Annotated in this window: 16 protein-coding genes and 2 pseudogenes; 11 read left to right on the top strand and 7 right to left on the bottom strand. The window is 52.0% G+C overall.

Annotation, left to right across the window (positions count from 1 at the left end; genetic code table 11):
- Positions 1-11: 11 nt before the first annotated feature.
- The 8 genes and pseudogenes from F6R98_RS07120 (at position 12) to F6R98_RS07090 (ending at position 9,072) form a co-directional block, all read left to right on the top strand.
- Positions 12-1,226 (top strand): IS256 family transposase, encoded by a 1,215-nt coding sequence (locus F6R98_RS07120; protein WP_153248410.1) that lies wholly within the window; start codon positions 12-14, stop codon positions 1,224-1,226.
- Positions 1,227-1,262: 36 nt separating this feature from the next.
- Positions 1,263-1,403 (top strand): annotated as a pseudogene (locus F6R98_RS07115) (transposase); the annotation flags it as partial.
- Between the two features lie 54 nt (positions 1,404-1,457).
- Entirely contained in the window at positions 1,458-2,222 is a 765-nt protein-coding gene (locus tag F6R98_RS07110) for an IS5 family transposase (protein ID WP_153248408.1), read from the top strand.
- A complete protein-coding gene (locus F6R98_RS22975; RefSeq protein WP_455423471.1) occupies positions 2,104-2,415 on the top strand; it encodes a hypothetical protein in 312 nt (103 codons plus the stop codon). Before F6R98_RS07110 ends, F6R98_RS22975 begins: the two co-directional genes overlap by 119 nt.
- A 197-nt stretch (positions 2,416-2,612) precedes the next feature.
- On the top strand, positions 2,613-4,445 hold the full coding sequence (locus F6R98_RS07105) for an EAL domain-containing protein (RefSeq protein ID WP_153248406.1): 1,833 nt from the start codon (positions 2,613-2,615) through the stop codon (positions 4,443-4,445).
- A gap of 49 nt (positions 4,446-4,494) precedes the next feature.
- Positions 4,495-6,756 carry a bifunctional diguanylate cyclase/phosphodiesterase gene (locus F6R98_RS07100; protein WP_153248404.1) on the top strand — a complete coding sequence of 754 codons (2,262 nt, stop codon included), beginning with the start codon at positions 4,495-4,497 and terminating at the stop codon, positions 6,754-6,756.
- A gap of 29 nt (positions 6,757-6,785) precedes the next feature.
- On the top strand, positions 6,786-8,009 hold the full coding sequence (locus F6R98_RS07095) for a sensor histidine kinase (protein WP_153248402.1): 1,224 nt from the start codon (positions 6,786-6,788) through the stop codon (positions 8,007-8,009).
- 475 nt (positions 8,010-8,484) lie between these two features.
- Entirely contained in the window at positions 8,485-9,072 is a 588-nt protein-coding gene (locus tag F6R98_RS07090; RefSeq protein WP_153248401.1) for a hypothetical protein, read from the top strand.
- 91 nt (positions 9,073-9,163) lie between these two features.
- Here F6R98_RS07090 and F6R98_RS07085 read toward each other — a convergent pair whose 3' ends face one another.
- The 4 genes from F6R98_RS07085 to F6R98_RS22445 form a co-directional block, all read right to left on the bottom strand.
- A complete protein-coding gene (locus tag F6R98_RS07085) occupies positions 9,164-9,310 on the bottom strand; it encodes a hypothetical protein (protein WP_153248399.1) in 147 nt (48 codons plus the stop codon).
- Positions 9,307-9,498 carry a hypothetical protein gene (locus F6R98_RS07080; protein ID WP_153248397.1) on the bottom strand — a complete coding sequence of 64 codons (192 nt, stop codon included), beginning with the start codon at positions 9,496-9,498 and terminating at the stop codon, positions 9,307-9,309. Before F6R98_RS07080 ends, F6R98_RS07085 begins: the two co-directional genes overlap by 4 nt.
- A gap of 247 nt (positions 9,499-9,745) precedes the next feature.
- On the bottom strand, positions 9,746-10,114 hold the full coding sequence (locus F6R98_RS07075) for a hypothetical protein (protein WP_153248396.1): 369 nt from the start codon (positions 10,112-10,114) through the stop codon (positions 9,746-9,748).
- An 84-nt stretch (positions 10,115-10,198) separates the two neighbouring features.
- Positions 10,199-10,333, bottom strand: coding sequence for a hypothetical protein (locus F6R98_RS22445; protein WP_265588138.1), 135 nt, complete (start codon positions 10,331-10,333; stop codon positions 10,199-10,201).
- A gap of 288 nt (positions 10,334-10,621) precedes the next feature.
- Between F6R98_RS22445 and F6R98_RS07070 the strand changes: the two genes are divergently transcribed.
- Positions 10,622-10,906, top strand: a complete 285-nt coding sequence (locus F6R98_RS07070; protein WP_153248394.1) for a hypothetical protein — start codon at positions 10,622-10,624, stop codon at positions 10,904-10,906.
- Between the two features lie 600 nt (positions 10,907-11,506).
- Here F6R98_RS07070 and F6R98_RS07065 read toward each other — a convergent pair.
- The 3 genes and pseudogenes from F6R98_RS07065 to F6R98_RS07055 all read right to left on the bottom strand — a co-directional run.
- Positions 11,507-11,641, bottom strand: a pseudogene (locus F6R98_RS07065) (IS256 family transposase); the annotation flags it as partial.
- 18 nt (positions 11,642-11,659) lie between these two features.
- Positions 11,660-12,424, bottom strand: a complete 765-nt coding sequence (locus tag F6R98_RS07060; RefSeq protein ID WP_153248393.1) for an IS5 family transposase — start codon at positions 12,422-12,424, stop codon at positions 11,660-11,662.
- Positions 12,425-12,954: 530 nt separating this feature from the next.
- Positions 12,955-13,914 (bottom strand): cation diffusion facilitator family transporter, encoded by a 960-nt coding sequence (locus tag F6R98_RS07055; protein ID WP_153248391.1) that lies wholly within the window; start codon positions 13,912-13,914, stop codon positions 12,955-12,957.
- Positions 13,915-14,012: 98 nt separating this feature from the next.
- Between F6R98_RS07055 and zwf the strand changes: the two genes are divergently transcribed.
- Together zwf and F6R98_RS07045 are read left to right on the top strand one after the other, a co-directional pair.
- Positions 14,013-15,491 (top strand): glucose-6-phosphate dehydrogenase, encoded by a 1,479-nt coding sequence (zwf, locus tag F6R98_RS07050; RefSeq protein WP_153248390.1) that lies wholly within the window; start codon positions 14,013-14,015, stop codon positions 15,489-15,491.
- A gap of 132 nt (positions 15,492-15,623) precedes the next feature.
- Positions 15,624-17,834, top strand: coding sequence for a TonB-dependent receptor plug domain-containing protein (locus F6R98_RS07045; RefSeq protein WP_228125147.1), 2,211 nt, complete (start codon positions 15,624-15,626; stop codon positions 17,832-17,834).
- The last annotated feature ends 2 nt before the right edge of the window (positions 17,835-17,836 follow it).

The following is a 17,836-nucleotide window of genomic DNA, read 5'->3' as shown; positions in this document are numbered from 1 at the left end:
AAGGAGTAGAAATGACCGTAAGCAACGAAGTGATCGACAGCCTGCTGGCCGATTACAAAAAACCTGAAGACCTGATCGGCGAGCACGGGTTGCTCAAGCAACTCACCAGGAAACTGGTAGAGCGCGCATTGGAAGCCGAAATGGCCGAACATCTGGGCCACGCCCGTAACGAACCCGTTTCTAATGCTACGGGCAACACCCGTAACGGCAAGAGCCAGAAGACGCTCAAGGGCGAGTTCGGCGAACTGCCGATTGAAGTTCCCCTTGATCGCCACGGCAGCTTCGAGCCGCAAATTATCCGCAAACATCAAACCCGTTGGACGGGTTTCGACGACAAAATCCTGCCCCTGTACGCACGAGGCATGACTGTGCGGGAAATTCAGAGTCATCTGGAAGAAATGTATGGTACGGAGGTATCGCCCTCGCTGATTTCATCCGTTACCGATGCAGTTATTGACGATGCCAAGGCTTGGCAGTCGCGGCCTCTGGATGCGCTCTACCCCATCGTCTACCTGGACTGCATTCACGTCAAGGCGCGTGATGCCGGAACAGTGAGAGTCAAGGCGGTCTATCTGGCTCTGGGGCTAAACCTGTCCGGCGAGAAGGAATTGCTCGGCATCTGGATTGCCCAGACCGAGGGCGCCAAGTTCTGGCTACAGGTTGTAACGGAACTGAAGAACCGAGGCGTGCAGGACATCTTTATCGCCTGCGTGGACGGGTTGAAAGGGTTTCCAGAGGCTATCGAAGCGGTTTACCCAAAGACCGCTATTCAGCTGTGTATCGTGCATTTGGTGCGCTACAGTTTGAATTACGTCAGCTGGAAGCTGCGCAAGGCCGTAGCCGCCGATCTGCGCCTCATTTATGCCGTCTCCACGGTGGAGGCAGCCGAAACCCGGTTGACGGAGTTCGAGGAAAAATGGGGGGCCGACTATCCGGCTATTGTGCAGTCCTGGCGCAGGAATTGGGTTCGTATCATTCCGTTCTTTGACTACCCGCCAGAGATACGCCGTATCATCTACACCACCAATGCGATTGAGTCGGTGAACATGTCGCTACGCAAAATCACCAAAAACCGGGGATCGTTCCCCTCGGATGAAGCGTTACTGAAATTGTTCTACCTGGCGCTGATGAACATTAGCCGGAAATGGACTATGCCACTGCAAAATTGGAAAGCAGCACTGAACAGGTTTACCATCCTCTTCGAGGAGCGGATGCCAAACCGTTAACTTAAACTCCGTTTACACAAAATCCAGGACACCCTCTCCTGGCGCAGGAATTGGGTTCGCATCATTCCGTACTTTGACTACCCGCCAGAGATACGCCGTATCATCTACACCACCAATGCGATTGAGTCGGTGAACATGTCGCTACGCAAAATTACCAAAAACCGGGGATCATTCCCCTAGGTTCTGTTGACATTAGCACGCGCCACCAGTGAAGCTGGAACCATTTCGAAAATGGCTGACCGACTCGAAATTAGCGCCGAAGACTGGAACGTTATCTATCCCATACTGGTGAAACATCGGCATGTCCGATCGACGTCCGAGGAACAGTGCCGGGCCTTTCTGGTTGCCGTTCTGCAAATTCTTCGATCGGGATCGCAATGGCGTTTGCTGCCGGAAGCGCATGGCAAGTGGAACTCCGTGTTCAAGCGTTTTTCCCGCTGGAGCAAGCATGGGGTTTGGCAGTCGCTGTTCGCCGGATGCATCCATCATCCTGATTTGCAAAGCGTGTTTATCGATTCCACCATCAACCGGGCTCATCCCTGCGCTGGTGGCGCGGCGGGCAGCAATGCCGAGGATGAAGCCTTGGGACGATCGAAGGGCGGCTTTACTACCAGGATTCACGCCATCACCGATGCCTTGGGGAATCCCCTCGAATTCTTACTGACCGGAGGGCAGGCCAGCGACATTGGACAGGCTGAAACCTTGCCGGCGCTGACGCCGGCGGGTGCGCGTGCGTTTGTCGGTGACAAAGGCTATGACAGCGATGCGTTCGTCCAGGCCATCGTAGCGAGAGATATGAAAGCCGTCATTCCTCCGCGCTGCAATCGAAACAAGGTACGCGAGTGCGATTGGTTTATTTACAAAGAACGCCATCTGATTGAATGCTTCTTCAACAAAATCAGACATTACCGACGAATATTTTCGCGTTCTGAAAAAACAGCTCGCAACTACATGGCCTTCCTTCACTTCGTCTCAGCTCTCATTTGGTTGCGGTGATACGTCAACAGAACCTAAGGACTTGATTGAGTATAGAAAAACGCTGTGGCTGTGTTCCGCGTTTATCATCGCCAGCGGAACCACCCACCTCGTCTCCATTTTTTTGTTTTGGCCGCCGCTTTGCACTGTGTTTTGCTCTCAGAATCGGGACATTTTTTTCCCGAAAGCCGGACAAAGAGCGGATTTCGGGTAGACGAGGCATCGGGCAGGCGCTGCCATGCCCGCTACGGGCGTAAATTCGCTTTTGGCGTGGCTTGTTGCCGCGATGACAATTAAGCCTTCGCGTAATGCCGAATACAGTATTCGTGTTAAAGCTTGGTGTTTGTAATGCTGCTGTAATACTGGTATGCGAGATTCTAATCCTTTGCATCAGGTTGGATATACCTGCCCATGAATTCAATCGCCGAGATACTTGCCAGCAAAGCTGCATTGACCGCGGCGGCTGCGGATACGCGCAGGCAGCTCTCGGACATTGTACGTACAAACAACCTTAATGCGGTTTTTCAACCCATACTTGCATTAAGCAACGCTACCGTTCTCGGTTTCGAAGGATTGATACGCGGTCCTTGCGACAGCATGCTGCATACCCCGATTGCTCTGTTCAACGTGGCGCGCGATAACGACATGGTTGCTGAGGTGGAATATCTGTGCCGGCGCATCGTACTCGATACTTTTGCGGCAAAGGACGGAAACGGTAAGTTGTTTATCAACGTCAGTCCCGATATTCTGGTGGCGCAGGGCGCCGTTAGCGGAGAAACCTTACGCTATATCAAACGCTTTGGCCTTAACCCGCAACAGGTAGTCATCGAGCTGACAGAAAATACGCCCGGTATCGATTACCACCAATTGCGCGAAGCGGTAAACCATTATCGTAGCATGGGATTCGAAGTCGCCATCGACGATCTTGGCGAAGGTTTCTCCGGTCTGCGTTTATGGTCCGAGCTGCGTCCGAATTATGTGAAAATCGACAAGCATTTTGTGCGCGGCGTCCACGCCGACCCTCTGAAATTACAATTTGTGCGTTCCATACAGGAAATAGCCAAAAAAGCAGGCGCGCGCGTCATTGCCGAAGGCATAGAAGAAGAAGCGGAGTTGCGTGCGATAAGAGGGATCGGTATCGCTTATGCGCAGGGTTTTTATATCGGTCGTCCTCAGAGCGAGCCGATTTTCGAAGTGCCGATGCATATCCATGATGAACTGGGCAGCGAGCAGCCGCAACAGTTGCAGATCAGTGCCAACCTGGAAAGCCTGATCACGCGCATAGATCCGGTTGCGCCGGAAAGCACGCATATCGAAGTTTACGATCGTTTTGTCGAGAACCCCGAAATTGCGTCTATCGCTGTGGTGCTCCATGGTACTCCTGTCGGCGTGATCGGCCGCCAGGACTTGATTGCGCTGTTTGCGCGTCCGTTCCATCGCGAGTTGTACGGTCATCGTCCGTGTGAATACTTTATGGATAGCGCGCCGTTGATCGTGGAAAGCTCCTGCAGTCCGATGGACCTGTCCGAACTGATACTGCAGAGCGCTCCCCATCATCTTTCCATCGGCTTTATCGTGACCGAAAACGGTAAATACATAGGCATGGGTTCCGGTCACGACCTGTTGAAGCTGATTACGCAATTGCAGATTCGCGCCGCAAAATACGCGAATCCGCTGACGTTGCTGCCGGGTAATGTGCCTATCAACGAGCATATAGGCGCCTTGCTGAAAATGAGGACGCCTTTCGTCGCCTGTTATTGCGATCTCGATAATTTCAAACCGTTTAACGATGTATATGGTTATCGGCTGGGAGATGATATTATCCGTGCAACCGGGCGCTTTCTACACGAGGCATGCGATCCGGATCTGGATTTTCTCGGACACATAGGCGGCGATGATTTTATCATTTTGTTCCAGAGTCCCGATTGGGAGCAGCGTTGTAACCGGGTGCTGGAATATCTCAATGAAGCCTTACCCTCATTCTATAATGAAACGGACCGCTATCGTGGCGGAATCGAGGCCGAAGACAGACATGGCTGCAGCGTGTTTTTTCCATTCACCAGTCTTTCCATCGGCGCGGTAGTGATTGATCCCGAGCATTTTGCTTCGCATTATGAAGTTGCTGCTGCCGCTACGGTTGCCAAAAAACAGGCCAAAAAAATTTCAGGCCACTGTCTTTTTGTCGAACGGCGGGGGGGAAGGGAATCCATGCGCTTTTCCACTGAAAACGCGCTCTCCGAATGATTCCGGCAAGTGATCCGTCATTACATTTACCCGCTTTAAGTTGGTCCCAATGAGCCTACAGGACGATGATCTCGTATTTCTTGACGAACTGAACGAAGAGTCCGCTCCAGTTCAGGCCGAGAATTATCACAAGCTGTTGATAGTAGACGATGATCCGGATGTACATGCGATAACGCTCATGGCATTGAGCGATTTCCGTTTTCACGGGGCCGGCTTGTCGTTCCTGAGCGCCTACAGCGCCGCAGAGGCGCGGAATATTCTTGATAGCGAAAAAAATATTGCGTTGATTCTGCTGGATGTGGTGATGGAGTCCGATGACGCGGGCTTGCAGCTGGTTCGATACGTCAGGGAATACCAGGCAAACTGGTTGACGCGTATTATTCTGCGCACGGGGCAGCCCGGACAGGCGCCGGAGTTTGACGTCATCGTTAATTACGATATTAACGATTACAAGGATAAAACTGAGCTGACGGCGGTCAAGCTTTACACGACTGTTTTCGTGTCGTTGCGCGCATACAGGCAGATGTTGACCATAGAAATGAGCCGTCAGGGTCTGGTCAAAATTCTATCCGCTTCCAACTCCCTGTTCGAATATCAGTCGATGAACGAGTTTGTGCAGGGCGTGGTATTGCAGCTCAGATCGCTGATCGACTGCATAGGCGGTGCAATGCTTTGTGGCGTATCAGATCCCGGAAGCTGCGACAGTGTCGATGCGGTCCGGGTTGTCGCTTCGGCTGGCGAGCTGGAAAAGTTCGCTCCCGGATCGCTGGTGACGCAATGTCTTCCCCCTGATGCGTGCGAATTGATTTCACAGGCAATTTCCACGCTCGAAAATATTTATGCCGATAGCGGTTCGGTCATCGTTTTCCGTACCGTGAACCGTGCCGTCAGCGTTGTTTATTTGCGGGGAGAAGGATGTTTGTCGCAGATGGACCGGTATTTGCTGGAGATTTTCTGCAATAAGGTAGCGCTTGGCTTTGACAATATTTATTTTATCGATCAAATGCGCCAACTCGCGCGTCATGAGCCGCTGACAAACCTGTTGAACCGCGAGGCCCTGGTAAACGAACTGAAAAACAGGCTGCTCAATGCGGCCGATACTTCCGCGGGATTGGGCGTAATTGTGATCGGATTGGATCGATTCAAGGATGTTAACACCGATCTGGGTTATGCCGCAGGAGACCGGCTGTTGCGTGTGATCGCGTCACGGTTGTGTTCGATGTTGACCGATACCGGTTTAGCCTCCAGGCTCGGTGCAGATCAATTTGCTGTGATAGTAAGCAATATTCTCTCCGCGAATGAATTGAGAGACCTTACCGACAAGCTTTTGCAAATGATATTGCAGCCCGTGGAACTCGAAGGCGAGGAGGTTTTGCCTGCCGCATCCCTGGGCTTCGTGTTTGTCAGCGGACGGTCGCTACGGCCGGCTTACGATTTGATTGCCGAAGCGGAGGCTGCGATGGCGGAGGCCAAGCGTTTGGGTGGCAACCGGGTCGAGCAGGCGGTTTCATCCGGCGGCGCCACGCAATCGGGCAGATTGACGTTGATACGGGATTTGAGTTACGCGCTTGACCGGAAAGAGTTGCGGGTACTCTATCAACCCATATACAAAGCATCAAGCCGCCAATTGGCCGGCTTCGAAGCCTTGCTGCGCTGGCATCATCCCGAGCGGGGATCGGTGGTGCCCGACAAGTTTATTGCCGAGGCGGAAGTAAGCGGCCTTATAGTGCCGATCGGGAGCTGGGTATTACGTACTGCAACAGCAGATGCCTTGCGCTGGCATGCAAGCTATGCGGAAAAAGCCGAGCAAGTGAAGCTATCGGTTAATGTTTCGGCGCGGCAGTTGCTGACCAGCGACCTGGTCGGCATGGTGGAGCGTATCATTGACGAAAGTGCAATTGCGCCGGCCTTGCTGAAACTCGAAATAACCGAATCCATGATTATGGAAGACCCGGCCAGGGTCGAAGCGATGATGCTCAGGTTAAAAGATATGGGCGTCTGCCTTTCCCTGGACGATTTCGGTACCGGTTATTCTTCCATCAGTTATCTGCATCGTTATCCGTTTGATACATTGAAGCTGGACCGTTCTTTCGTGAGCACCATGTTTGATCGCAAACAATCGATGCCGATTATCCAGGCAGTGGTCAGGCTGGCTGAAGCCCTGAATATTGAAACTATAGCGGAGGGAGTTGAAACCGAAAACCAGGCCAGGACGCTGCTGGATATCGGCTGCGACTATTTGCAAGGCTACTTTTTCGGACGTCCGATGACGATTGACGATGCGAATCAACTGGTTGCGGATAGTCTGTAGACATCGGCGATTGATGAATGGCGTGAGTTATGTCTGAGCATGAAGCGGAGTCCCGGCCTGCCGGCTCCTGGTCGGTAGGACAGCTTGTTATCCCTGTAGATAGTTTTGATATATCAATAATATGCCAGGAAGTTGCACTCTGGTTTCAGGAAAACAAACAGATCACCGCAGTGCCGGTGCGGCAGGGTGGATGCATAGCCGGCCTTGTCGAGCGCAATGCTTTTTTTTACCGGTATCTGGCCGGATATGGCCGAGAGGTTTATTCAAGGCGTTCCATTTGTGAGTTGATGTACCCGGACCCTCTGATTGTATTGGCGAGCGAGCAAGTAAACGTTGTTGCGATGCGTATTACCGAAGAGCGTCCGGAAGCTTTGCAGCATGGCTTTATCGTTACAGATAACGGCGTTTGCATGGGGATCGTCAGCGGTATTTCCCTGTTGCGGGCCAGCGCTGCGCAAATGGCGGCAACCCTGACGGATTTGAAACGGACCCAGGCGGATCTGATCCAGTCCGAAAAAATGGCCTCCCTGGGCGGACTGGTTGCCGGCATAGCGCACGAAGTCAATACGCCTATCGGCATTACGCTGACCGCAGCAACCCTGCTGCAGGAACAGGCGAGGGACTTTTCCACACTGGTCAGCGGTGGCGTGCTGCGCAAGTCGGATATACTGAAGTTTGTCGAAAAATCCACGGAAACTTCCAGTTTCATTGTCTCCAATATCATGCGCGCATCGAGCCTGATACAGAGTTTTAAACAAGTCGCCGTCGACCGCTCTCACGATCAGCGCAGACGTTTCGATTTGGCCGGTTATTTGAATGAATTGCTGGTGAGTCTGCGTCCCCGCTTTAAAGGCACGCTTCATACCGCTCGTGTCGAGTGCGAATCCGGTATGGTAATTGACAGCTATGCAGGAGCATTGGCGCAGGTGATAATCAATCTGGTGATGAATGCATTGGACCATGCTTTTAGCCAGGACGCACCCGGCGAGATTACGATTTCCGTTCAGGCGACTCAGCCGGAAAACATCAGTTTGAAAGTGAGCGATAACGGTTGCGGCATGAGCGAAGAAGTCGCGGCCAAGATATTCGAACCGTTTTTTACCACCAGGCGCGGTCAGGGTGGAACCGGTTTAGGCATGCATATCGTTTACAATATTGTCAATCAGCAATTGGGCGGACGTATACACATCGACAGCAGCCCGGGGTCAGGCAGCCGGTTTACGCTGGTGTTTCCGAAAGTGGCGCCAGGTTGACGAGGGTTTAACTCGTACCCTCAAGCTGCGCCATCATGTCAAGCCGCTATGCTCAGCGATCGGACTTCGGCGCTCGCATCGCCTTGCCGTTGAAGGGCATTCGCATATTGGAAGCCAAGCTTAAATGATGATTGTGCCTATTATCATACCTCTTTTGCTTTATTGGCCAGCGTCACGCTGCTGGCATGGGTTTTTATGCTGGCTGGCAAGCGCCCCGACCTTGAATGCGTAGTGTAAAATCACACAGCAACAGGGGACAAACCACTATTGTTTTCTAAATGAAATATCAGTGCTCTGTCCTCTGTTATTATCCTGAATCCGTGGTTTATTTTAGGAATAGTCATATAATTCATATGGACGCGGCACTTTTTTCTTCATCCAAAATGAACGTGAATTTCTTATAAAATCATACTGTTGACTCTAACCACCACGGATTCAGGATTATGTATCAACGTTTACTTTGCGGGGTGTGATAATGAAAGTTAGAACATTACTGAGTATAACTTGCGTTCTGTTCGCGGCTGCTTCAGGGTGCCGTATTGGGTCAGATGCTGCCCTTACTCAAAACAGTATTACTATTGAAAATAATCTGAGTCCGGTATCACCGTGCCAGAATGGTAACACAGTTACAGTATTTACAGCGGATGGAGGACATCAGACAATTAATCCAGAAAATACGAAATCTATAACTGGTGATTATTCATCCCTTCCAGGGTTAGGAATTCAGGTCAATAATTGGTACTGGACTCAAACAGAACTGCCCGTGCAAGCCGAATCTCCGCAGAATCCGGACAATTCCGGAGCTCAATTCGCCGTTTCAGATAGTTGCACATTAACTTCAAGCCCCGCCTGGTACGGAAAAGGTATTGAAACTTATGGAATAGCAACGGTCACAGCATATAAATCAACCACGGGCGAATGTGTAATAACCATTGATGAAAATCAACCCTATACTGATGCCGTCACTCCTGGTTGTTGCGCTCCGCCGCTACCCGAGATGGAAAACGTATGTACCGGTCCTTGGGGAGTAACAAATAATGGGCAGTCATGGCCGCCACAATAACCCCAGTTTCATGTTGTCTAGTTATGGGCCAACAGAACAGCAGGGGACAGACCACTGTTGTTTTTAAAGTGAAATAACAGTGGTCTGTCCCCTATTGACTATTGATCTTGATGATCGTATCGATGCGCGACTTGGTCATCTTCTGACTTTCGCCAATCGTTGGAAGGAGGAGTAATCCAACGGTATCCGGCTCGACAGCCAAAAAGCCCAGCAGCACGCGGTTAATCAGCTCGGTCATGCCGGAGCAAAAATGCCTCTCAGAGCGCCTAGTGTCAGGTTCTTCACGGCCCCGGATGAATAGAGAAGTTCGATTCCTGACAGCACCTGCTGGAGACCCGGCCAAGCGATATAGCCGAACAGCCCCAATCCAAGTACTGCTCCCGCTGCCAGTATGAAGCCGGCAAGCCATCTGCGTACTTTCTTCATTGCTACCTCGTTATCGTGAAGCAGAACATAGCGAATATCAGCAAAATAAACACGTCCTCGTTCATCGGTAAGCCTCCTTTTCGTACTTTTGGACTTCCCGAACAACCGAAAGCCCGATAGCGGCCAAACCGCCAATCGGAATAGCCGCGATAACGAATAACGCGATCATCTGTAACCTCCGTCGTCCTTACCGGTTATGTAGTACCAGCAGGCCACGAAAACCATGGCGACTACAGTTAAAATCGTCTCAAACATTCGAGCCTCCCAAGCGTTTTTCGAGTAATTCAAGGAATCTGGTTTGCAGTTCCGGCGCTGCTTCTTTCATGGTTTCGATCGTCACTTTCTGTATCGTGCGCACGCGATCTTGATTAAGCACGTCGCCCTGGATCTTGGTCGGCAGTGACAGCAAAGTCGTGGCCGATGCCAGCGAGTCCTTCCGGTCGCGGATGGAGTCGGCGCTTTTTGCGTCCAGTCTGAGTTTTCTGACCTCCTTGAGCTGTTCGCACACCTCCGCATAGAGGTCAATATCTTCCTTCCCGCCTATGAGATTTGCATTGTGGATGGAGGCAGGAGAAAAGTTGACGCGCAGACGCTCCTTGACCTCGGCTGGGAGCATATCTCGGCGGGTGATCAGGAAATCCACAAGTTCACGGGGATTTATGGCGTCAAATTGGCTTAGAACGGGCATCTCTCGTCGCAATTACCACCAGCGGATTGCGTGAACAAACGGCGCGGCGGCGAGCAGCATTAGAGAAACGCCGCCCATCAGCACCGCTGAACCGATACAGAACCTGAGCCACGGCGTAATCGCACCCTCGAATTCGACATCTTTCATCTTCAGTCTCCCTTTGCTACCATTCAGTGAGAAGGAATCAGGGTCAGTAGTCTCGCGATTCCGTCAAACAGCTCATGCTGTCCGATCTGGGACAGTCAAGTGCGTTGCCCCGGTAGGGTGCCTACACTAAATATTTCACCTGAGTATCTCAGTCATGAGAACAATTTTACTGTTTTAGTTACTAAGTATAGGAAGAGATGGGGTTGACTTGATGATCCAACGAGTAAAACCGTGTCGGTCATCGGCATATCGTGATTCAAATTTAACGCAACCGAAAGGAGATTACAAATGACTGAAGCAATTGAACTTGAACTTATAAATGGCGACGTTATAAGTGATACTGCACTAAGTGATGACGAACTTGATAGTATTGTTGGCGGCCTTATGAGTAATGTAAGGGAAATAGATCATGGTGATGGTACCAGGAGCGGTTCATTCAGATTGAGAAGAGCAGACGGTAGTATTTCACAGGTATACACCACAAAAAGAGAGCCCCTTGCTGCCTATAAAAAACGCATGGCGAAAGCGTACGAGCTCTTTAAATCACAAGGTTCATCTATCATTAAAGCCTAACTGCTAATCAGGTAGGTATGTCGACGTCTAATGTTTTGTCATTAGTTCAGCCAAAGATGCGCTATGCGAATTATGCGCGGTGCAAGGTCGCTGCCATTTAACATACCACTCTCATATTACAAGTCCGTCCGAAGGGTGTGAAAAGCCCGCTGAAAAGCGGGCTTTTTGCTGTCTGGATGAAGGTGATTTACCAGTCCGGTGTATTGTATTCGCTGTATTCCTTGGTGTAGCTCTTTATTGTTTCGAGCGTCCGGCAGTGAATGCCGTATATGCAACGGCAAATGCAGGTGATTATCGCTCCAACAATCAACCCGACTATGAAATAGCCCCAGAATGTCATCATCGCTGCTGTCAACTCCGTTCGGAATTTATTCGAGCGGCCAACTATACATAAGGAGCTATGGCGTTCGTAACTGTCAAAGTTGACAGTTTTGGGTAGTTGTAGAGGGTTTAGCAGGTTGTGCCGAGGTGGGAGGCCTGTTCGTAAATTGCAGAAGCCCGGCAGTTGAGGGTGTAAGAGTTTTTGTGTAAACGGTCATTTGGTAGGAAACTGCCTCAACCTTGGAGGGTGTCCTGGATTTTGTGTAAACGGAGTTTAAGTTAACGGTTTGGCATCCGATCCTCGAACATGATGGTAAACCTGTTCAGTGCTGCTTTCCAATTTTGCAGTGGCATAGTCCATTTCCGGCTAATGTTCATCAGCGCCAGATAGAACAATTTCAGCAACGCTTCATCCTAGGTTCTGTTGACGTATCACCGCAACCAAATGAGAGCTGAGACGAAGTGAAGGAAGGCCATGTAGTTGCGAGCTGTTTTTTCAAAACGCGAAAATATTCGTCGGTAATGTTTGATTTTGTTGAAGAAGCATTCAATCAGATGGCGTTCTTTGTAAATAAACCAATCGCACTCGCGTACCTTGTTTCGATTGCAGCGCGGAGGAATGACGGCTTTCATATCTCTCGCTACGATGGCCTGGACGAGCGCATCGCTGTCATAGCCTTTGTCACCGACAAACGCACGCGCACCCGCTGGCGTCAGCGCCGGCAAGGTTTCAGCCTGTCCAATGTCACTGGCCTGCCCTCCGGTCAGTAAGAATTCGAGGGGATTCCCCAAGGCATCGGTGATGGCGTGAATCCTGGTAGTAAAGCCGCACTTCGATCGTCCCAAGGCTTCATCCTCGGCATTGCTGCCCGCCGCGCCACCAGCGCAGGGATGAGCCCGGTTGATGGTGGAATCGATAAACACGCTTTGCAAATCAGGATGATGGATGCATCCGGCGAACAGCGACTGCCAAACCCCATGCTTGCTCCAGCGGGAAAAACGCTTGAACACGGAGTTCCACTTGCCATGCGCTTCCGGCAGCAAACGCCATTGCGATCCCGATCGAAGAATTTGCAGAACGGCAACCAGAAAGGCCCGGCACTGTTCCTCGGACGTCGATCGGACATGCCGATGTTTCACCAGTATGGGATAGATAACGTTCCAGTCTTCGGCGCTAATTTCGAGTCGGTCAGCCATTTTCGAAATGGTTCCAGCTTCACTGGTGGCGCGTGCTAATGTCAACAGAACCTAAGACCCCGTTATCCATATTGAGCCTTGATGAAATAGCCGTAAGGAAACAGGCAGCTCGGGATCAGCCATGACAGGAATATCTCAGACACCGAATGATTTTCTTTCAAGAATAGAATAGATACAATCAAGATTATAGAACGCATCGCAGGCAGGGATACCCTCCTTCTTCTCGCAACGGGAGTTTCGCGAAGCACATTCCCGCGCTGCCGAACCGGACTATTATAAAGCAACACAGCCGGTGGGCGCGGAACAGGGTAAGGGTCATGGCGGAAACTGTTTTTCACTATTAACGCTCTGATATATCAGGTCTGATTCGTAGATTGAAATAAATGTTTTTTCTGAAAAAGCAGGAACGATGGCATTGTTTAGAAAACTGATAAGGCCCATGGGAATCCGCATTCTTTCCGCCGAAATCGCTCGCGGAAGCCGTGTCCTTTCCTCTGCCCTCTTGATGGACGGCGCTGGCGAGCAATCGGCTAAACCTCGTGCGCAAACGATGCCTGATCCTCTATCGGTTCCAGATGGGTTACGACATGGATATCCTCCAGCCTGTCGCGAATATCGCGCTCGATTTGCTCGAGCAAATCATGGCCGCACTGTACGCTCCAGCCGCCCGGCACCAGCACATGCACCGTCATGAAGCGGTGCGCGCCCGAACGCCGGGTACGTAAATCGTGGAACTGCACGCCGTGCGGTTTATAGCTTGCCAGTACGCGCTGAATCTCGGCGTTTTCCTCGGGCGGCAGCGTCGTATCGAGCAAACCGGCAATGGAATGGCGGAGCAGCATGATGCCGGTCGCAAAAATATGCAGGGCCAGCACCAGACCGATAATGGGGTCCAATTGCTGCCAGCCGGTAGCTTTGACAGCAACCAGTCCCAGCAGTACGCCGGCCGATGTCCAAACATCGCTCATCAAATGCCTTGCCTCAGCCACCAGCGTGATCGAATTAAATAATTCGCCGACTCGCCGCAACTGGCGTGCAACCAGCAGGTTGATCAGGGAGGCAACCAGCGAGACGATCAGACCGGCATCAAGCGACTGCAACGCCACAGGGTGATACAACCGATCCAGCGACGCAAACGAAATACCGGCCGCGGCAACGATAATCAGCACGCCTTCCAGTCCGCTGGAAAAATATTCTGCTTTGCCCAAACCAAATTGATATTCATCATCGGGCGGACGAGATGAGACAATCAACATGGCAAGTGCCATAATAGCCGCTACCAGATTGACCAGCGCTTCCATGGCATCCGACAGTAATCCGACCGACCCTGTTAACAGGTAAGCCGCCGTCTTGAGAGCGATAGTAACGACGGCGGCAATAATCGACAGCCAGGCAAATCGCGTCAGATGCCGCCGGGCTGCGGTACGGCGCAGTTTATCCGGTATGGTACGAAGTTTTCCTGTTCTATGGTTTTTGATAAATCGCAGCATAGTGTCCTTTTTTCGAGATCGCTTCCGCCTTGGCGCACACCTAAACGCGTCTGGCGGGAATAGTTTCCCAAAGCAAAAAAACGGAGCTTAGTATAGCCATGTCTGACTCATGCGTGTTTTCGATTTTCGGCTCAACCGGGCATCTGGCCCGCACCAAACTGTTACCGGCGCTTTATCATCTGCACGCCAACGGGCATTTGCCGGAAAATCTGGTTATCCTGTGCATAGGGCGCCGCGACTGGGTTACCGCGAGCTGGCGCGAACAAGTCGCTACGACGCTGAAAGCCCAGACAGGCATTGCGCAGGAAGAGGAAAAACTGCATAGCTTTTTACAGCGGGTACATTACTTCCTGGGCAGCATTTCCGAAGCGGAAATGTACCCGCGCCTTAAGCAGGCGCTGGAAAACACTCCGACTTTCCCCAACAATTATATATTCTATCTCTCGTTGCCTCCCTCGGAATACAAACTGGTTGCGCAACAGCTGGCCCATGCGGGATTGAACAACGAGAGCGACGGCTGGAGGCGCCTGATCGTGGAAAAGCCTTTCGGCTTCGATCTGGAAGACGCACAGACCCTGGACAACAGCCTGCTCAGCGATTATCGCGAACAGCAACTGTTTCGTATCGATCACTATCTGGGCAAGGATACCGTCCAGAATATTTTTGTTTTTCGCTTCGCCAATCTGATGATGGAGCCGCTCTGGAATCGTAACTACATAGACCATGTGCAGATCACGCATAGCGAACAACACGGCATTGAGGATCGCGCCGAATTCTACGACGATACCGGCGCATTGCGGGACATGATACAAAGCCATTTACTGCAACTGCTGACGCTGGTGGCCATGGAGCCTCCGGCCAACCTGGATGCGGAATCCATACGCGACGAAAAGGTCAAGGTTCTGAAGTCGATACGCCCCATCAGTAAAAATGCGGTACGCGCACAGGCTTTCCGCGCCCAATATACGCGCGGCCGAATCGACGGACATGATGTACCCGGTTACCTTGAAGAAAAAGGAGTCGCGGCCAACAGCACCACGGAAACCTATGCCGCGCTGAAACTTTACATCGACAACTGGCGCTGGAGCGGCGTGCCGTTCTACCTGCGTACCGGGAAAAGACTGGCAGCCAAACACTCGCTGATCAGCATCCGCTTCAAACATCCGCCGCAACAGTTGTTCAGAGACACCCCAATCAAGGAAATCCCTCCCAACTGGCTATTGCTGGGCATCCAGCCGGAACAGTGCATCAGGGCCGAAGTACAAATACGCGAATCGGGAATGGGAATGCATACGCGCAGTACGCAAATGGACGCCAGCACCTGCACCAGCGACGATCGTTCAGCCGATGCCTATGAAAATCTGCTGCTCGACGCCATTGAGGGCGATCACTCCCAGTACCTGCGCTCCGATGAAGTTCTACACGCCTGGCGCGTGGTCGACCCCATACAAAAAGCCTGGGCATCGGAGCACGATTTCATCCATACTTACCCTGCCGGCACTTGGGGGCCAAGCGAAGGCAATCGTTTGTTCGACCAGGACGACCACTATTGGAGAAGTCTGCTGGACGAAAAATAACGACAACGGGCTTTGAGCAAGGAAGCTCTGATTCCGCAACGATGGTTTATGATTTTACCTACTGAACAACGACGGTATACGCACTATCCGCGCAAAGTACCGGCATATAAAGCTTTGGTCTAAGGACGAGCGATGCTGGGAACATCGCGGGCAGCGGCTCGACCCGCCATTAACTCGAACGAGCGGGAAAGCGGCGCTAATACGCGCCATTCCATGCGACGGCCCTCCTCTAGGACAGTAATGTGTCTGGGGCTGGCCGCGAGCCTGACGCTGCTCTCTTTCCATATTTCTGCGGATACCTCCGAAGACCAGGAAATGGAAAGTGAATTGCGTTTTCTCTCGGCCGAACGCGACACGGTGTTCACTGCTTCCCGCACCGAAGAACGCACGGATAAATCCATCGCCACCAGCACCGTTGTCACTCAGGAAGATATCAGGCGCATGGGCGCGCGCACCCTCTCCGACGCATTGCGCATCGTGCCGGGCATCGGCATCACGCAGACCGGACTGGGCGTCAGCGCCATTGATGTGCGCGGCGTCAGAACCTCGACCTCCGACAAGGTGTTGATGCTGTTGAATGGCCACCCCCTCGACCAGGACCTCGCCAACCCAGGCAGCACCTGGGTTTACGACGACCTGGCCGTCGATACCATCAAGCGCATCGAAGTCGTGCGCGGATCGAGTTCAGCGCTCTACGGCGCCAACGCGATGATGGCTGTGATCAATATCATTACCCTGACGCCCAAGGATATCCACGGCGTGCAAACTTCGGTAGGGCTCGGCAACGACAATACCGAGCAATACCGCCTATCCGCCGGAAAACAGTTCGACAACGGGGAAGCCGTCGTACATTTCAATTTCCGCAACACCGATGGTGCGCCCACCACCGTTGGGCAGGACGTAAACAGCACTCTTAAACTACCGAGCCAAGCGCCCGGCACGGGATCGGAACCCGTGCAGCGCTACGATCTGGAGTGGCAAGCGGGTTACGAGGGCTACAAGCTGGATGGACGTTTTATCAGCAAACACGTCAATCCCTTGGTCAATCCGTATGGCGTCCTTTCGAATAATCAGGCCAACCAATACGATAATTATTTTCTGCGCCTCAGCAGGGACTGGAGCCTGCACGAAGACTTGACCCTCAGCACGCAGGTCTATTACGATTCCTTCAGCGAGCGGATTACAGGTTCCGCCCCGCTCGATCCTGGCCTCTTCAACGAGTACAAAAGACAGTTCAACACACCGCCCCCTTCGAACTCACAGTTGACCTGGAACGGAGGGTCGGACAATACTCGCACCGGGGGTGAAATCCAGACCAATTACCGCCTCTCGCGAAGCAACACCTTGATGGGCGGCGCCACGCTTGCGGAAGAAACGTACGCTGATCCATATTACCAAGAATATTTCCCACCCTATTACGCGAGCACCAACAATGGCAAAAGCAGGTCCCGAACGCGCTGGGGCATTTACCTGCAGGATATGTGGGAGGTCTCGCGTAATCTACACCTGAGTCTGGGCGCGCGCTATGATAAATACAGCGATTTCTCCGGCGTTTTCAACCCCCGCCTGGGTTTCAATTGGGAGTTCATCCATGATTACTCCTTGAAGGCATCTTACGGCAGCGCCTATCGCGCCCCGACTCCCGGTGAACTGGACCTCAACACGAATCCCAGATTCCAAGGCAATCCCAGCTTGGAGCCAGAGAGAGAGAAAACCTTCGAAACCGGATTCGTGGCGCACCCCATACCAGGGCTTACCGCCCAGACAGTGTATTTCCAGAGCAGGATTACCAATATGATCAGCCTGGTCGGTAACCCTTATGGAAAGCACTATTATGAAAACCAAGGCATGCTCATTACCCAGGGAGTGGAACTGGAAACGCGATACGATTTTCAGGGGCAGTTTCATGGCAGCTATCTACTTGTTAACTATGTCAACCAGAATCCGTTCCTATATAATCATGACTATTACAATCCATCTAATGGCAACCAATACCAGCCTCTTAACGGGGTCGTATCGCCGTTTGTTCCCCGTAACCGCGTCAACGTCATCGCCAATTGGCAGTTCGACCGTCACTGGAACGGTTTCGCCAATGTGCTTTACAACGGATCGATAAACCGGGCCGCACTCAATGATTCCTATTTACCCAATCTGCCCGGCTACGCATTGCTCAACCTGAGCGTGCTCAACCGCGGACAGATCGTCAAGGGCCTGGATGTCGGTCTTACCATTTACAACCTGTTCAACCAGTATTATGTCTCCCCCACTACCAACATCCAGTTTCCCGGCGACTTTTCCGCTCCGGGCAGAACCTTTTACGGCCATGTGAACCTGCGGTTCTAGCT

This window comes from Candidatus Methylospira mobilis (genome assembly GCF_009498235.1).
Classification (GTDB): domain Bacteria; phylum Pseudomonadota; class Gammaproteobacteria; order Methylococcales; family Methylococcaceae; genus Methylospira; species Methylospira mobilis.
This window is presented reverse-complemented; position numbering and strand designations above follow the sequence as displayed.

What these genes read in the sequence shown, in the direction of transcription:
- F6R98_RS07120 (WP_153248410.1), top strand. Translation starts at nt 12, where the DNA reads ATGACCGTAAGCAACGAAGTGATCGACAGCCTGCTGGCCGATTACAAA.
- F6R98_RS07110 (WP_153248408.1), top strand. Translation starts at nt 1,458, where the DNA reads ATGGCTGACCGACTCGAAATTAGCGCCGAAGACTGGAACGTTATCTAT.
- F6R98_RS07105 (WP_153248406.1), top strand. Translation starts at nt 2,613, where the DNA reads ATGAATTCAATCGCCGAGATACTTGCCAGCAAAGCTGCATTGACCGCG.
- F6R98_RS07100 (WP_153248404.1), top strand. Translation starts at nt 4,495, where the DNA reads ATGAGCCTACAGGACGATGATCTCGTATTTCTTGACGAACTGAACGAA.
- F6R98_RS07095 (WP_153248402.1), top strand. Translation starts at nt 6,786, where the DNA reads ATGTCTGAGCATGAAGCGGAGTCCCGGCCTGCCGGCTCCTGGTCGGTA.
- F6R98_RS07090 (WP_153248401.1), top strand. Translation starts at nt 8,485, where the DNA reads ATGAAAGTTAGAACATTACTGAGTATAACTTGCGTTCTGTTCGCGGCT.
- F6R98_RS07085 (WP_153248399.1), bottom strand. Translation starts at nt 9,310, where the DNA reads ATGACCGAGCTGATTAACCGCGTGCTGCTGGGCTTTTTGGCTGTCGAG.
- F6R98_RS07080 (WP_153248397.1), bottom strand. Translation starts at nt 9,498, where the DNA reads ATGAAGAAAGTACGCAGATGGCTTGCCGGCTTCATACTGGCAGCGGGA.
- F6R98_RS07075 (WP_153248396.1), bottom strand. Translation starts at nt 10,114, where the DNA reads ATGCTCCCAGCCGAGGTCAAGGAGCGTCTGCGCGTCAACTTTTCTCCT.
- F6R98_RS22445 (WP_265588138.1), bottom strand. Translation starts at nt 10,333, where the DNA reads ATGAAAGATGTCGAATTCGAGGGTGCGATTACGCCGTGGCTCAGGTTC.
- F6R98_RS07070 (WP_153248394.1), top strand. Translation starts at nt 10,622, where the DNA reads ATGACTGAAGCAATTGAACTTGAACTTATAAATGGCGACGTTATAAGT.
- F6R98_RS07060 (WP_153248393.1), bottom strand. Translation starts at nt 12,424, where the DNA reads ATGGCTGACCGACTCGAAATTAGCGCCGAAGACTGGAACGTTATCTAT.
- F6R98_RS07055 (WP_153248391.1), bottom strand. Translation starts at nt 13,914, where the DNA reads ATGCTGCGATTTATCAAAAACCATAGAACAGGAAAACTTCGTACCATA.
- zwf (WP_153248390.1), top strand. Translation starts at nt 14,013, where the DNA reads ATGTCTGACTCATGCGTGTTTTCGATTTTCGGCTCAACCGGGCATCTG.
- F6R98_RS07045 (WP_228125147.1), top strand. Translation starts at nt 15,624, where the DNA reads ATGCTGGGAACATCGCGGGCAGCGGCTCGACCCGCCATTAACTCGAAC.